This window comes from Herminiimonas arsenitoxidans (genome assembly GCF_900130075.1).
Classification (GTDB): Bacteria; Pseudomonadota; Gammaproteobacteria; order Burkholderiales; family Burkholderiaceae_D; genus Oxalicibacterium; species Oxalicibacterium arsenitoxidans.
In genome coordinates this window covers 3,130,697-3,144,163 of record NZ_LT671418.1, presented here as the reverse complement: position 1 = coordinate 3,144,163, position 13,467 = coordinate 3,130,697, and the positions used below count along the sequence as shown (strand labels likewise).

13 protein-coding genes are annotated in these 13,467 nt (G+C 51.8%); 4 read left to right on the top strand and 9 right to left on the bottom strand.

Annotated elements, in window-relative coordinates; all coding sequences use genetic code 11:
- Positions 1 to 4 precede the first annotated feature (4 nt).
- The 3 genes from coaE (at position 5) to yacG (ending at position 1,775) form a co-directional block, all read left to right on the top strand.
- A complete protein-coding gene (coaE, locus tag BQ6873_RS14940) occupies positions 5 to 631 on the top strand; it encodes a dephospho-CoA kinase (RefSeq protein ID WP_076593356.1) in 627 nt (208 codons plus the stop codon).
- A 179-nt stretch (positions 632 to 810) separates the two neighbouring features.
- A complete protein-coding gene (gene zapD / locus BQ6873_RS14935) occupies positions 811 to 1,566 on the top strand; it encodes a cell division protein ZapD (RefSeq protein WP_076593355.1) in 756 nt (251 codons plus the stop codon).
- 14 nt (positions 1,567 to 1,580) lie between these two features.
- Positions 1,581 to 1,775 (top strand): DNA gyrase inhibitor YacG, encoded by a 195-nt coding sequence (gene yacG, locus BQ6873_RS14930; protein WP_076593354.1) that lies wholly within the window; start codon positions 1,581 to 1,583, stop codon positions 1,773 to 1,775.
- A 10-nt stretch (positions 1,776 to 1,785) separates the two neighbouring features.
- On the opposite strand, the gene BQ6873_RS14925 is transcribed toward yacG, so the two are convergent.
- The 5 genes from BQ6873_RS14925 to BQ6873_RS14905 form a co-directional block, all read right to left on the bottom strand.
- A complete protein-coding gene (locus tag BQ6873_RS14925; RefSeq protein ID WP_076593353.1) occupies positions 1,786 to 2,205 on the bottom strand; it encodes an NUDIX domain-containing protein in 420 nt (139 codons plus the stop codon).
- Between the two features lie 86 nt (positions 2,206 to 2,291).
- On the bottom strand, positions 2,292 to 3,167 hold the full coding sequence (locus BQ6873_RS14920) for an ATP-binding protein (RefSeq protein WP_076593352.1): 876 nt from the start codon (positions 3,165 to 3,167) through the stop codon (positions 2,292 to 2,294).
- 48 nt (positions 3,168 to 3,215) lie between these two features.
- On the bottom strand, positions 3,216 to 4,451 hold the full coding sequence (gene argJ, locus BQ6873_RS14915) for a bifunctional glutamate N-acetyltransferase/amino-acid acetyltransferase ArgJ (protein ID WP_076593351.1): 1,236 nt from the start codon (positions 4,449 to 4,451) through the stop codon (positions 3,216 to 3,218).
- 159 nt (positions 4,452 to 4,610) lie between these two features.
- Positions 4,611 to 7,376, bottom strand: coding sequence for a preprotein translocase subunit SecA (secA, locus tag BQ6873_RS14910; protein WP_076593350.1), 2,766 nt, complete (start codon positions 7,374 to 7,376; stop codon positions 4,611 to 4,613).
- Positions 7,377 to 7,623: 247 nt separating this feature from the next.
- A complete protein-coding gene (locus BQ6873_RS14905) occupies positions 7,624 to 8,568 on the bottom strand; it encodes a M23 family metallopeptidase (RefSeq protein ID WP_076593349.1) in 945 nt (314 codons plus the stop codon).
- 48 nt (positions 8,569 to 8,616) lie between these two features.
- Here BQ6873_RS14905 and BQ6873_RS14900 point away from each other — a divergent pair, with 48 nt between their 5' ends.
- The gene (locus BQ6873_RS14900) at positions 8,617 to 9,117 is read left to right on the top strand and encodes a DciA family protein (RefSeq protein WP_076593348.1); all 501 of its coding nucleotides are present in this window, start codon (positions 8,617 to 8,619) and stop codon (positions 9,115 to 9,117) included.
- Between the two features lie 53 nt (positions 9,118 to 9,170).
- On the opposite strand, the gene lpxC is transcribed toward BQ6873_RS14900, so the two are convergent.
- The 4 genes from lpxC to ftsA form a co-directional block, all read right to left on the bottom strand.
- On the bottom strand, positions 9,171 to 10,106 hold the full coding sequence (gene lpxC / locus BQ6873_RS14895; protein WP_076593347.1) for a UDP-3-O-acyl-N-acetylglucosamine deacetylase: 936 nt from the start codon (positions 10,104 to 10,106) through the stop codon (positions 9,171 to 9,173).
- Between the two features lie 177 nt (positions 10,107 to 10,283).
- Positions 10,284 to 10,787, bottom strand: coding sequence for a peroxiredoxin (locus BQ6873_RS14890; protein WP_076593346.1), 504 nt, complete (start codon positions 10,785 to 10,787; stop codon positions 10,284 to 10,286).
- A gap of 152 nt (positions 10,788 to 10,939) precedes the next feature.
- Positions 10,940 to 12,124, bottom strand: a complete 1,185-nt coding sequence (gene ftsZ, locus BQ6873_RS14885) for a cell division protein FtsZ (RefSeq protein ID WP_076593345.1) — start codon at positions 12,122 to 12,124, stop codon at positions 10,940 to 10,942.
- Positions 12,125 to 12,224: 100 nt separating this feature from the next.
- Positions 12,225 to 13,457, bottom strand: coding sequence for a cell division protein FtsA (gene ftsA, locus BQ6873_RS14880; RefSeq protein ID WP_076593344.1), 1,233 nt, complete (start codon positions 13,455 to 13,457; stop codon positions 12,225 to 12,227).
- Positions 13,458 to 13,467: the final 10 nt, after the last annotated feature.

The window sequence follows — 13,467 nt, the reverse complement described above, 5'->3', positions numbered from 1 at the left end:
TGCAATGAACGAACTGGCCCGATTTGACAGGTTTTCCGTCGGCTTGACCGGCGGCATAGGCAGCGGCAAAAGTACCGTGGCTGATCTGTTTGCAGCGCAAGGCGCGGCAGTCGTTGATACCGATTTGATCGCGCACCAATTGACCGCCGTTGGTGGCCCCGCGATAGCACCTATCAAGCAAGCCTTTGGCGCCAGCGTCATCTTGCCCAGCGGCGCAATGAATCGTGCAGCTATGCGAGAAAGAGTCTTTGTCGACCCTGATGCAAAAAAACAGCTGGAGGCCATACTGCATCCACTGATACGCAGCACAACCCAACAAGCTGCGGAGCAAGCGCAGGGCGACTATCTGCTCTTCGTTATTCCGCTACTGGTTGAATCCGGTTTTTGGAAGCAGCGTCTTGCTCGCGTACTGACTGTCGACTGCTCGGAAGAAGTCCAGATACGCCGCGTAATGCAACGCAATATGCTGACTGAACAGCAAGTCCGCGCCATCATGGCGACGCAGGCAACCCGTACCGCCAGACTGGAAGCTGCCGATGATGTCATCAGCAACGAGAGCGATACCACCGCGTTATTGCCTCAAGTGCTGCGCCTGCACGAACTATATGTATCAATGGCAAAAGCCAAGTGAACGTTGCGCCAGACACACTGTCTATAGCTGCAATCCTTCGCTGAAATCAGAATAAAATCGAAGTCCGTCTTGCCGAATGTAAAACAAAATCGTTGCTTCATTTGTATTTTGTCTCCGCTTCGTTCAGAATCACATCATTACCTCGTATTGCCCGGTTTTAACTTTTAAGGGATGCCACTTTGATTGTCTACGAATACCCTTTCAACGAGCGTATTCGCACGTTGTTGCGGCTAGAAGACCTGTACGAGAAATTCGCTTTCTTTATCGGTCAAGACCATCCGCAGCATCACCACGTTGCTCTTGCCACCATGTTCGAAATGCTGGAAGTGGCAGGCCGCGCCGACCTCAAATCGGATCTGCTGCAAGAGCTGGAACGTCAAAAGCAAACCCTACTCGGCTTTAAATCCAATCCGAATGTCGAAGCAGAAATGCTCGATGCCATCCTGTTCGATCTGGATCGCATTAGTACCGCACTGATCGCATCACAAGGAAAAACCGGCCAGCACATCCGTGAAAACGAATGGCTGATGAGCATACGAGGACGCACCATCATCCCAGGCGGCGCTTGCGAGTTCGATCTGCCTTCGTATTACGCTTGGCAGCACGATTCAGCAGAACAACGCCTGGCAGATATTCATAAATGGTTTACGCCACTGGCACCGCTGTTCGATGCAATCGGCATGGTCTTGCGTTTGCTGCGCGAATCAGGCCGTCCCGTCAAAATGATCGCGCAAGCTGGCAGCTATCAACAGATGCTGCAAGGCAAGGCTTACCAGATGCTGCGTTTGAATATCGATGAAACGCTGGGTGCGATTCCGGAAATATCCGCCAACAAATACATGCTGTGGATACGCTTTACCTCACAGGATGGCGATATGAAGCCCAAAGCATTCGAAGGTGATGTACCTTTCGAGTTGAGCTTGTGCAGCTTCTGAACTAGATTGAGTTTATGGTTACGACAGTTAATTGCCCTACATGCGGCACCAAGGTGGAATGGACGGAATTGAGCAAATTCCGCCCTTTTTGTTCCAACCGTTGCAAACAAATTGATCTTGGCGCTTGGGCCGAGGAAAAGTACGTGATTCCAGTCGTTAATCCACTGGACGATCTGGACGAAGACATCCCACCACCGCCACAACCCTGATTCAGTTCAACTAAACCGAGGCAGTTGGGTAACGCAATTTATCCAGCCATTCAATCAGTGGTATCGTAGCCGGCAACAAAGGCTCGACGCCCACACTGCCTTGCCATGCGAACGCCTGATTTTCCAGGCTTTGCGGCTCACCCAGCCAGTCCTGGCTGATGTAAAAATGTAGACGTACATGCGCATGTGGATACACATGCTCAACGCCACACCACGGCTCTGCTGATACGACTTCCACACCCAGCTCTTCGACAAATTCGCGTTTCAGCGCATCGAGGATAGCTTCGCCCGCTTCGACCTTGCCACCTGGGAATTCCCAGTAACCGGCATACGGTTTGCCATCCGGGCGCTGACCGAGCAAGACATCGCCATTCGGCTTCATCAAAATACCGACTGCGACATCAATAGGCGAGGATTTGACTTCAGACATGAGGACAACCTAAACGGATAAGGATATTCAAGAGGATCGGACCAAACTAAAACGGTGCGCAGACAGGCGTCATGCGCACCACTGCATCACTTTGGCATTTTGCCGGCATGATCCTTGGCGAATTGCCATGCGACACGGCCCGAGCGTGAACCACGCTGCAAGGCCCACTGCAAAGCCTCGGTTCTGGCTTCTTCGATCTGCTTTGCATTGCAGCCGAAATGCCCCAACCAATGCGCGACGATATCCAGATAATCGTCCTGACGGAATGGGTAGAAAGTCACCCACAGACCGAAGCGCTCGGACAGCGAGATTTTTTCTTCTACCGTTTCGCCCGGATGCAAATCGCCATTGTCGTCAGTCTTGTAGCTGGCATTGTCGGACATACGTTCCGGCAGCAAATGGCGGCGATTCGATGTTGCATAGATCAGGACATTGTCCGATTGCGCAGAAATACTGCCATCCAGCGCCACCTTCAAAGCCTTGTAACCGCCCTCGCCCTCTTCAAACGACAGATCGTCGCAAAAGATGATGAAACGTTCAGGCCGGCCCGATACCAAATCCACGATATCTGCCAAATCACCCAAATCGTCCTTGTCGACTTCGATCAGACGCAAACCTTGATCTGCAAACTGATTCAAACAAGCCTTGATCAAAGACGACTTGCCAGTGCCACGTGCGCCAGTCAGCAGCACATTGTTGGCAGGTACGCCTTCAACGAATTGCTTGGTGTTCTGTTCTATCTGCTGCTTTTGCGGGCCGATGTTATGCAGGTCGGTCAGTGCGATAGGCGACAGATGTGCGACCGGTTGCAAATAGCCACGACCATCCTTGCCGTTGGATTTGCGCCAGCGGTAAGCAATACCTGAATTCCAATCCGGCGTAGCAAGCGCAGGTGGCAAGATAGCTTCGAGCCGTCCGAGCAAGGCTTCAGCGCGTGTTAAAAATTGTTCGAGTTGTGTCATCGTTATTCAGCGTAATTAAATGAATAGGCAGCGCAAGCACTGCAGATATCAAGAACGGTAATCGGCATTGATCGTCACATACTCATGTGACAAATCGCAAGTCCAGATCGTTGCCTCTGCATTACCGCGGCCCAGTTTGACGCGTACCGTGATTTCGCTTTGCTTCATCACGCGCTGACCATCCGCTTCCTGATAAACAGGATTGCGTCCGCCGTTTTTGGCGACCCAGACATCATCCAGATACAGGTTCAACTTCGTTACGTCGAGATCGTCGACGCCGGCATAACCAATGGCCGCCAGAATACGGCCAAGGTTAGGATCAGATGCGAAGAAGGCGGTTTTTACGAGTGGTGAATGCGCAATCGAGTACGCGATCTTGCGGCACTCTTCCACATTTTTACCGTCTTCTACCGTCACTGTAATGAATTTGGTAGCGCCTTCACCATCGCGCACGATCATCTGCGCCAGTTCTTGCGACAAGCCCAGCACAGCAGCGGCCAGCGCTGCATATTCAGGTGTATCAATGGAGTTCACTTCGACTGCAGCAGCACCGGTTGCGATCACGATAAAAGAATCGTTGGTCGAGGTATCACCGTCGATCGTGATGCAGTTGAAAGAGCGATTCGCCACTTCCTTGGTCAAATGATCGAGCACGGGTTGTGCGACCTTGGCATCCATCGCCATGAAGCCCAACATGGTCGCCATATTTGGCTTGATCATGCCTGCACCTTTGCTGATGCCAGTGAGCGTAATGGTTTGACCGTTAATTTGTACCTGACGCGATGCAGCCTTGGGCTGCGTGTCCGTCGTCATGATGGACAAGGCTGCGTTATGCCAGTTGTCGGACTTCAAATTCGATATTGCTTGCGGTAGGCCAGCCTTGAGGCGATCGATAGGCAAAGGCTCCAGAATCACGCCTGTCGAAAACGGCAGGATTTGCGAAGCATCGCAATCGAGCAAACTCGCCAATGCGACACAAGTCGCGTTGGCATCGGCCAAACCGGTTTCGCCTGTGCCTGCATTTGCATTACCAGTATTAATGACCAAGGCGCGTATCGGCGCGCTGGCTTTCAGCTTAGCCAGATGTTCTTTACATACTTGCACTGGCGCTGCGCAAAAACGATTTTGCGTGAATACACCTGCGACTGTTGCCGTCGGTGCCAGCTTCATCACCAACACATCCTTGCGATTGGCTTTGCGTATGCCTGCTTCGGCATGACCGAGTTCAATGCCGGCAACTGCGGTCAGATTTTCAGGAATAGGGAGAGGAAGATTAACGGCCATCGCAAGTTTTCTATATCAGAGGGTTAATAAATCAGATCAATATTGTAATCGTTAGCGGACGATTACATCCGGACACGCAACAAACGGGGACAAACCCGAACTACCAAAGCAAAAGGGCGGGATAGCCCGCCCTTCATTTTTCAGTACATCTAGTTCGCTTTATGCCAAGCGACCATGACACTGCTTGTATTTCTTGCCACTACCACAAGGACAAGGATCGTTACGACCGACCTTAGGCACGGCATTAACATAGGGTTCATCCGCGTCACTGCTGGCTGCAGCTGTCGGCGCCAACAATTCTTCCGGTGCCGCATCAGCGTCGAAATCAGCATGTTGATAATGCACATTTTCCACATGCGATTGCGACAGTTTTTCTTCTGCTGCATCAATTTCTTCACGCGATTGGATGCGCACTGTCATCACGATCTTGACGACTTCATCCTTAATCAGATTCAACATTTGACCGAACAGTTCAAACGCTTCACGTTTGTATTCCTGCTTAGGATTTTTCTGTGCGTAACCGCGCAGATGAATACCTTGACGCAAATGATCGAGTGCCGCCAGATGTTCACGCCAGTGCGAATCGACAGCCTGCAACATCACGCTGCGCTCGAAACCGGCAAATGCATCCTTGCCTACGATGTCGATTTTTTGCGCGTAGAGATCGTCGGTGAATTTCAACAGACGTTCCAGCATTTCTTCGTCGGTGATATTCGGTTCGGCTTTCAGCAGATCCGCCAGCGAGAAATCAACCTTCCACTCATCGCGCAATACCGCGTCGAGTGCAGGCAAATCCCACTGCTCTTCCATCGATTGTTCTGGCACATAAGTGCGGAACAAATCGGTGAATACACCTTGACGCAATGAAGTAATCAGCTCAGAAACATCGGTCGTTTCGAGCAATTCATTACGCTGTTGGTAAATGACTTTGCGCTGATCATTGGCGACGTCATCGTATTCAAGCAATTGCTTACGAATATCGAAGTTGCGTGCTTCCACCTTGCGCTGAGCCGACTCAATCGAACGCGACACAATGCCGGCTTCGATAGGCTCGCCTTCCGGCATTTTCAAACGGTCCATGATGGCACGTACGCGATCACCGGCAAAAATACGCAGCAATGCATCGTCCAGCGACAGATAGAAGCGCGATGAACCTGGATCGCCCTGACGACCGGAACGACCACGCAACTGGTTATCGACGCGACGCGATTCATGACGCTCGGTACCGATGATATGCAAGCCGCCTGCGTTCACAACATGATCGTGCAACGACTGCCATTCTTCGCGCAGTTTTGCAGCTTGCGCTGCCTTGTCTGCATCGCTCAAGGCATCATTGGCTTCGATGATCTGTACTTGCTTGGCGACGTTGCCGCCCAAGACGATATCGGTACCGCGACCAGCCATATTGGTCGCGATGGTGATTGCTTTCGGACGACCAGCTTGCGCAATGATTTCCGCTTCACGTGCATGCTGCTTCGCATTCAGCACGTTATGCGGCAATTTCGCTTTGGTCAAAATGCCGGACAACAATTCGGAATTTTCAATCGAAGTCGTACCAACCAAGACTGGCTGACCACGCTCGTAGCAATCCTGAATATCCTTCAGCATCGCGCCGTATTTTTCTTCCGACGATTTGTAGACCTGATCCTGACGGTCTTTACGCTGATTAGGACGGTTTTGCGGAATGACCACGGTTTCCAGTTTGTAGATTTCCTGGAATTCGTAGGCTTCAGTGTCTGCAGTACCCGTCATGCCAGACAGCTTGGTGTACATGCGGAAATAGTTCTGGAAGGTGATCGAAGCCAGAGTCTGATTTTCGTTCTGGATCTTGACGCCTTCTTTGGCTTCCACCGCTTGATGCAAGCCCTCGGACCAACGACGACCAGTCATCAAACGACCAGTAAATTCATCAACGATGACGACTTCATTGTTCTGCACAACGTAGTGCTGATCCTTGTGGTACAGCGTATGCGCGCGCAATGCTGCGTACAAATGATGGATCAGGCTGATGTTGGCAGCGTCGTACAGCGATGCACCTTCTGGCAGCAAGCCCATGCGGGTCAGGATTTGTTCGGCTTTTTCGTGACCGGCTTCGGTCAACAGCACCTGATGGGATTTCTCATCTTTGGTGTAGTCGCCCGGCACTTCAACCTTGCCTTTGCCATCTGGCGTTTCTTCGCCGATTTGCAGAGTCAACAGCGGTGGCACTGCATTGATCTTGTGATACAGGTCGGTGTGATTTTCTGCCTGACCAGAAATGATCAGCGGCGTACGCGCTTCATCGATCAGGATCGAATCGACTTCATCGACGACAGCGTAATGCAAACCACGTTGCACGCGATCGCCAGTGTCGTAGACCATGTTATCGCGCAGATAATCAAAGCCGAATTCGTTGTTGGTACCGTAAGTGATATCGGAGTTGTAAGCCGCCTGCTTGGCATCGTGATCGATTTGCGACAGATTGATACCCGTCGTCAGACCGAGCCAGCCGTACAAGGTGCCCATCCACTCGGCATCGCGTTGTGCCAGGTAATCATTGACGGTCACGACGTGTACGCCTTTGCCGGCCAGCGCATTCAAGTAGGACGGCAAGGTTGCCATCAGCGTTTTACCTTCACCCGTACCCATTTCAGCGATTTTTCCGTAATGCAGTGCCATACCGCCGATCAGCTGCACATCGAAGTGACGCATCTTCAAGATACGCTTGCTGGCCTCACGGCAAACAGCAAATGCTTCCGGCAGGAGCTTATCGATGTCTTCGCCTTGGGCGAGACGTTCCTTGAATTCCGGCGTCTTGGCCTTCAAGGCCTCGTCGGACAGTTGTTCAAGCGCCGGTTCAAGAGCATTGATTTCGCGAACGGTCTTCTGGTATTGCTTGAGTAAGCGCTGATTGCGGCTACCGAAAATCTGAGTCAGTAATGACATGCTTGGATTCTAAAAAAAGGCGCCTTGAAACAACCAGATACAGCACGTTATCGCTTGCGCTGCATCGAATTGGGCTTGGGCTAAATTGTGGATTTTATCATGTCGTTTCCAGCATATTGGGCTTATCAGTCCGGAAACAATAGCTACTTGCAAAAAGCTGGGCCTGATCTGACCTGTCTAATGGAAATTTGTTCGTATATGGAGATAAATAACAGCGCCCTTTTGCATGAAAATGCGGACGCTGCCATTACTTTGCGGCCAATCTGGCCTGATTCGCACCAGCCAGCAGGAATTTATGCGGATCCTGCGCCACACCTTTGACACGGACCTCGAAGTGTAAATGAGGACCAGTTGAACGACCAGTAGTACCAATATCGGCAATATGCTGACCGCGTCGCACGATATCGCCGACATGCATCAACAAGCGCGAGGTATGCGCGTAACGGGTAATCATGTCGTTACCGTGATCGATCTCCATCATATTGCCGTATTGCGGGTGGAATTCTGCCACCGTCACAACGCCGCCAGCCGCCGCCACTATCGGCGTACCAATAGGCGCAGCGAAATCAATACCTTCGTGCATGGCAGTACGCCCAGAGAATGGATCCAGCCTGCGGCCGAAAGTCGATGCGTTATAACTGACGTTGACCGGCTGGATCGTCGGTAACAATTTGGATTTGATCTTGTCGCTCATCAGAGTGGATTCGACAACATTCATATAGTCAGCGCGGCGTTCAACATCGTTCGCCATCGCATCGAGCAAGGCCTTGAATTCAGACATGGTGAGGTCACGGCTACCCGTGCTATCCATAGGCTCTACACCGCCGCGACCCGGCATCTCACGGAAGTTGAATTCGGTCGGTTTCACGCCAGCCAAGCCCTGCACACGCTCGCCCAAAGCATCCAGACGCATCAATTGCGCCTGCATCTCGCCGAGACGACGCGCCATCAGCGCCAGATTTTCTTTGAGGAATTTGTCTTTATTGGTTTCGTCACTGCCTGAAGATGTCGTTACCAGCTCACGCACAGGGGAAGGCATACTCGCCGCATTGCTGAACACTAGATAAGACAAGAGCGATGCGCCTAAGACGACCGCCAGCAAAAGACCAAACAGAGCAAGTACCAGATGCCGACGCGTCAGCGTGACTGACTTGGCATGGGTAAAACGAGGGTGCAACAAAATAATCTGCATCGCGACTCCCTAGACTCGCCGCTTTAAGACGAGGTGTGATAAGGTTTCATGACGATGCGACCATCCTCATTTATCCCGTTCAAGCAAAGCACCTTTCCACAAAAATCAGCGAAAGGCGCTGCGGAATTCTTGCGTTCGCACGACAAGCTTGCTGCACTCTTGCCGGCGGTTACGCGCATGGCATCTTTACAGAAAGATTGTGCAACGGCGCTTCCTGCCATGTTTGCACACTGCGCTGTGCTGCAGTTTGAGGCGAATCAGCTGGTTCTGTCTACGCCCAATGCTGCACTGGCCGCAAGACTGAAACAACAGTTACCAAAACTGCAAGATGAACTACTACAGCGGGGATGGCAGGTTAACGCAATCCGCCTCAAAGTGCAAGTTGCCAAAAGCCTTATAAAATCAACAGCTTCCAAGCAATTAGTGCTGCCGACACAGGCACTTTCAGCATTCGCCGAACTCAGCGAATCGCTGGACGATGCACCACGGAACAAGACATTGAAGGCTGCACTCACCTTGATGATGCAACGTCATCTGAATGCAAAATGAATGCCAGATATGATTATTGATGCCTCACGACATCAATAATCAGGACAGCAGGCTTAACTCAGCGCCCACTCCAAACTGGCTTGACGAGCGTAGTCCTTGGGAGCGGACTCGACTTTTTCGAACGTAACAATTTCATACGCATCCGGCTGTTCCAGCAAAGCCCGAACCAGCAGATTGTTCAGCATGTGACCAGATTTGTGCGCGTTGTAGCTGGCGATCAATGGATGACCGACCAGATACAGATCGCCAATCGCATCCAGTATCTTGTGCCGCACAAACTCATTGTCATAGCGCAAACCGTCGGTATTCAGGATGCGATACTCATCCATCACGATCGCATTTTCCAGTGAGCCGCCACGGATCAGGCCCATACCGCGCAAGGTTTCCATATCCTGCATGAAACCGAAGGTACGCGCGCGCGCGACATCCTTCACATAGGATTCAAAGCTGAAATCGATTTCGGCAGTCTGACCAGTGCCATCGACTGCCGGATGATTAAACTGGATGAAGAACTTGAGCTTGAAGCCTTCATACGGCTCCAGGCGTGCCCAGATTTCACGGTCGCCGCTGCCTTGACGTACTTCTACCGTTTTCTTGATGCGGATAAATTTCTTCGGTGCTTCCTGCTCTTCCAAGCCAGCTTGCTGCAACAAGAAAACAAAGGACGATGCGGAACCGTCCATAATCGGCACTTCTTCCGCCGTCAGGTCGACATACAGATTATCGATGCCCAAACCGGCGCAAGCCGACATTAAATGCTCTACGGTAGAAACCTTGGCATCGCCTATTTGCAGGGTCGATGCCATGCGCGTGTCGCCGACCATCGTCGCCTGAGCAGGCAATTCAACGACAGGATCCAGATCGACACGACGGAATACGATACCCGCATCAGCAGGTGCGGGATGAAGAGTCAGTTCAACCTTGGTGCCGGAATGAAGACCGACGCCAACGGACTTGACTACTTGTTTGATGGTGCGTTGTTTTAACATGCTGTGATTATAGCAACCTAAGCCGAAAACCACCTGTCGCTTTACATCTGATGACATCTAAAACAACAAGGCGGGAAAACCTGAAATCCGGCTTGTCGGCTGCTTCCACTGTCCATTCAGGCATAAAAAAACGGCGCACTCGGCGCCGTTTTTTGTCATTCCTGCAAAAGCAGAAACTTAGATTTGCTCCAGCAGTTTTTCTGCTGTCGATACTTCCAGATGACCGCTGTCTTCAACGTTCAATTGTTTGACGACGCCGTCTTCAACCAGCATCGAGTAACGTTGCGAACGCACGCCCAGGCCGCCTTTGGTCAGATCGAATTCCAGACCCAGAGCCTTGGTGAATGCACCGCTACCGTCAGCGATGAAACGTACTTTGCCGACTGCTTTTTGATCACGGCCCCATGCGCCCATGACGAATGCATCGTTAACCGAAATGCACCAGATTTCATCAACGCCTTTGGCTTTGAATTGGTCAGCAGCCTTGATGTAGCCTGGCGCGTGTGTTTCGGAGCAAGTTGGCGTAAATGCGCCAGGAACCGCGAAAATTGCGATTTTCTTGCCTTTGGTTGCTTCGTGCACCATGACTTTGCTTGGGCCAACGGAGCAACCTTCTGTTGCTACGTCTACGTATTCTGCGAGCCGCGCTTCTGGCAGCTGATCACCAACTTTGATTGTCATTGCGAATTCCTTTGATTAGTTTTAACGGCAGTGCCGACTAGAAAACGCCGCGCACGTGGCGCGGCGTAGAAACCGAAGTATGCCTTGTTCCGTTCAATTTTGCAGGTAGTTTGACAATTTCTGTCGCCCTACCTGCGCGGAACAAAGGGAAATCAGTCGGCTTGTTTGCGCAAAAACGCTGGAATATCGTAAGTTTCCATGCCATTTTTCTCCAGCGCACGTACCGTATCGGACGCCGATTCACGACGCCATACTGCTGGCGCTTTCAAACCGTCGAACGAAGCTGCTGGCTGTGCGGAACCTTGCATCATGCCGGTGTTAGCCATCATCGGTTCGTTATGTGTGCCGGTACGCAACATTGGTGTTTGCACCAGTTGTACACCTTTACGCGAACGACCCAAGCCAGTCGCCACCACGGTAACGCGGATGTCGTCGCCCATCGTATCGTCGTACGCAATACCTTGCGCGATCGATGCGTCTGGTGCGGCGAAAGCGCGCACAGTTGCCATGACTTCCTTGATTTCTTTACCTTTGAGGCCACGGCTGGCAGTGACGTTAACCAACACGCCGCGCGCGCCGGACAAATCGATGCCGTCGAGCAATGGCGATGCAACTGCTTGTTCCGCAGCGATGCGTGCACGATCGATACCTTGTGCAGTTGCGGTACCCATCATTGCCTTGCCTTGTTCGCCCATGATCGTTTTCACGTCATTGAAATCGACGTTGATATGGCCAGGTACGTTGATGATTTCTGCAATACCGGCAACAGCATTGTTCAATACGTCATCAGCGTGTTGCAGCCATTCGATCATGCTGTCGTCTTCGTAGATCTCTTCCAGTTTTTCGTTCAGGATGATGATCAAGGAATCGACGTGCTGGCCCAAGGCTTCCAGACCTTCGTCGGCGATGTCCATGCACTTCTTGCCTTCGTATGAGAATGGCTTCGAAACTACCGCCACCGTCAACGCGCCCTGTTCTTTTGCGATTTGCGCAATGATAGGTGCAGCGCCGGTACCGGTACCGCCGCCCATGCCGGCTGCGATAAAGACCATGTGCGCGCCGCGCAATGCGTCTTCGATACGTGGACGTGTTTCTTCTGCCAATTGGCGACCTACCGCCGGCTTCATACCAGCGCCCAAACCGGTTTCACCGATTTGGATGATGTTATGTGCCTTCGATAATTGCAATGCTTGCGCATCGGTGTTGGCGACGATGAATTCCACGCCGTTCACGCCTTTATTGATCATGTGTTGTACAGCGTTGCCACCAGCACCACCAACGCCCACCACTTTGATCACGGTTCCCTGTGCCACATTTTCGAGCATGTCGATTTCCATGATAGTTCCTTAAAGAAGATGCAGTTTCCAGTTGATAGTTCTCACGCGGTGTGACAACTAGCAACTGCTAACTGCGGGTTAATGCAAAAAATAAATAAAATTAAAAATTACCTAAAAACCATTCCTTCATGCGACGGAAAATTGCTACCGTCGATCCATCCTGACGCGTGACGATGTGTCCACGCAGATACTGCTTTTTCGCTTCCAACAACAAACCCAATACCGTTGCATACCGCGGACTACGGACTACATCTGCCAACTGACCGTTGTATTCGGGCGTACCCAAACGCGCAGGCTTCAAGAAAATATCTTCTGCCAACTCCACCATGCCCGGCATCATCGCGGTACCACCGGTTAACACGATGCCGGATGACAGCACTTCTTCGTAACCGGATTCGCGCACCACCTGATGCACCAGCGAAAACAATTCTTCGATACGTGGCTCAATCACTGCAGCCAATGCTTGACGCGACAAAGAGCGCGTACCGCGATCGCCCAGGCCCGGCACTTCCAGCGTTTCGCCCGGATCGGCCAATACCTGTTTCGCCATGCCGTAACGCAGCTTGATTTCTTCCGCTTCTGCGGTCGGTGTGCGCACTGCCATCGCGATATCGTTGGTGATCTGGTCGCCAGCAATCGGAATCACTGCGGTATGACGGATCGCACCTTCGGTGAAGATCGCAACATCTGTCGTGCCACCACCGATATCAATCAGCACCACACCCAATTCTTTTTCATCCGCCGTCAATACAGCATCAGCAGACGCCATCGGTTGCAAAATCAGATCGGATACTTCAAGCCCGCAACGACGGATGCACTTCACGATGTTTTGTACTGCAGAAACAGCGCCGGTCACGATGTGAACTTTCACCTCGAGTCGGATGCCGCTCATGCCGATTGGTTCACGCACATCTTCCTGATTATCGACAATGAATTCCTGCGGCACGGTGTGCAGCAATTGCTGATCGGTCGGGATGTTGACTGCTTTCGCGGTTTCGATCACGCGTGCAACATCGGTTGCCGTAACTTCTTTATCCTTGATCGCCACCATGCCGCTGGAATTGAAGCTACGGATGTGACTGCCGGCGATGCCGGTATACACATTGCGTATCTTGCAGTCCGCCATCAACTCGGCTTCTTCCAGCGCGCGCTGGATGGACTCGACCGTTGCCTCAATATTGACGACAACGCCTTTTTTCAATCCCTTGGATTCATGCTGTCCCAAACCGATCACTTCGTGACGACCGTTGGGCATTACTTCTGCCACTACAGCCACCACTTTCGAGGTGCCGATGTCGAGACCGACGATCAGATTTTTTGCGTCTTTTGTCATGTTTTTCCGC

Bases quoted from the DNA above. Each gene is read 5' to 3' on its own strand.
- ftsZ (WP_076593345.1), bottom strand. From the start codon at position 12,124: ATGGAAATCGACATGCTCGAAAATGTGGCACAGGGAACCGTGATCAAA.
- BQ6873_RS14905 (WP_076593349.1), bottom strand. From the start codon at position 8,568: ATGCAGATTATTTTGTTGCACCCTCGTTTTACCCATGCCAAGTCAGTC.
- coaE (WP_076593356.1), top strand. From the start codon at position 5: ATGAACGAACTGGCCCGATTTGACAGGTTTTCCGTCGGCTTGACCGGC.
- lpxC (WP_076593347.1), bottom strand. From the start codon at position 10,106: ATGTTAAAACAACGCACCATCAAACAAGTAGTCAAGTCCGTTGGCGTC.
- argJ (WP_076593351.1), bottom strand. From the start codon at position 4,451: ATGGCCGTTAATCTTCCTCTCCCTATTCCTGAAAATCTGACCGCAGTT.
- secA (WP_076593350.1), bottom strand. From the start codon at position 7,376: ATGTCATTACTGACTCAGATTTTCGGTAGCCGCAATCAGCGCTTACTC.
- BQ6873_RS14920 (WP_076593352.1), bottom strand. From the start codon at position 3,167: ATGACACAACTCGAACAATTTTTAACACGCGCTGAAGCCTTGCTCGGA.
- BQ6873_RS14900 (WP_076593348.1), top strand. From the start codon at position 8,617: ATGACGATGCGACCATCCTCATTTATCCCGTTCAAGCAAAGCACCTTT.
- BQ6873_RS14925 (WP_076593353.1), bottom strand. From the start codon at position 2,205: ATGTCTGAAGTCAAATCCTCGCCTATTGATGTCGCAGTCGGTATTTTG.
- ftsA (WP_076593344.1), bottom strand. From the start codon at position 13,457: ATGACAAAAGACGCAAAAAATCTGATCGTCGGTCTCGACATCGGCACC.
- BQ6873_RS14890 (WP_076593346.1), bottom strand. From the start codon at position 10,787: ATGACAATCAAAGTTGGTGATCAGCTGCCAGAAGCGCGGCTCGCAGAA.
- yacG (WP_076593354.1), top strand. From the start codon at position 1,581: ATGGTTACGACAGTTAATTGCCCTACATGCGGCACCAAGGTGGAATGG.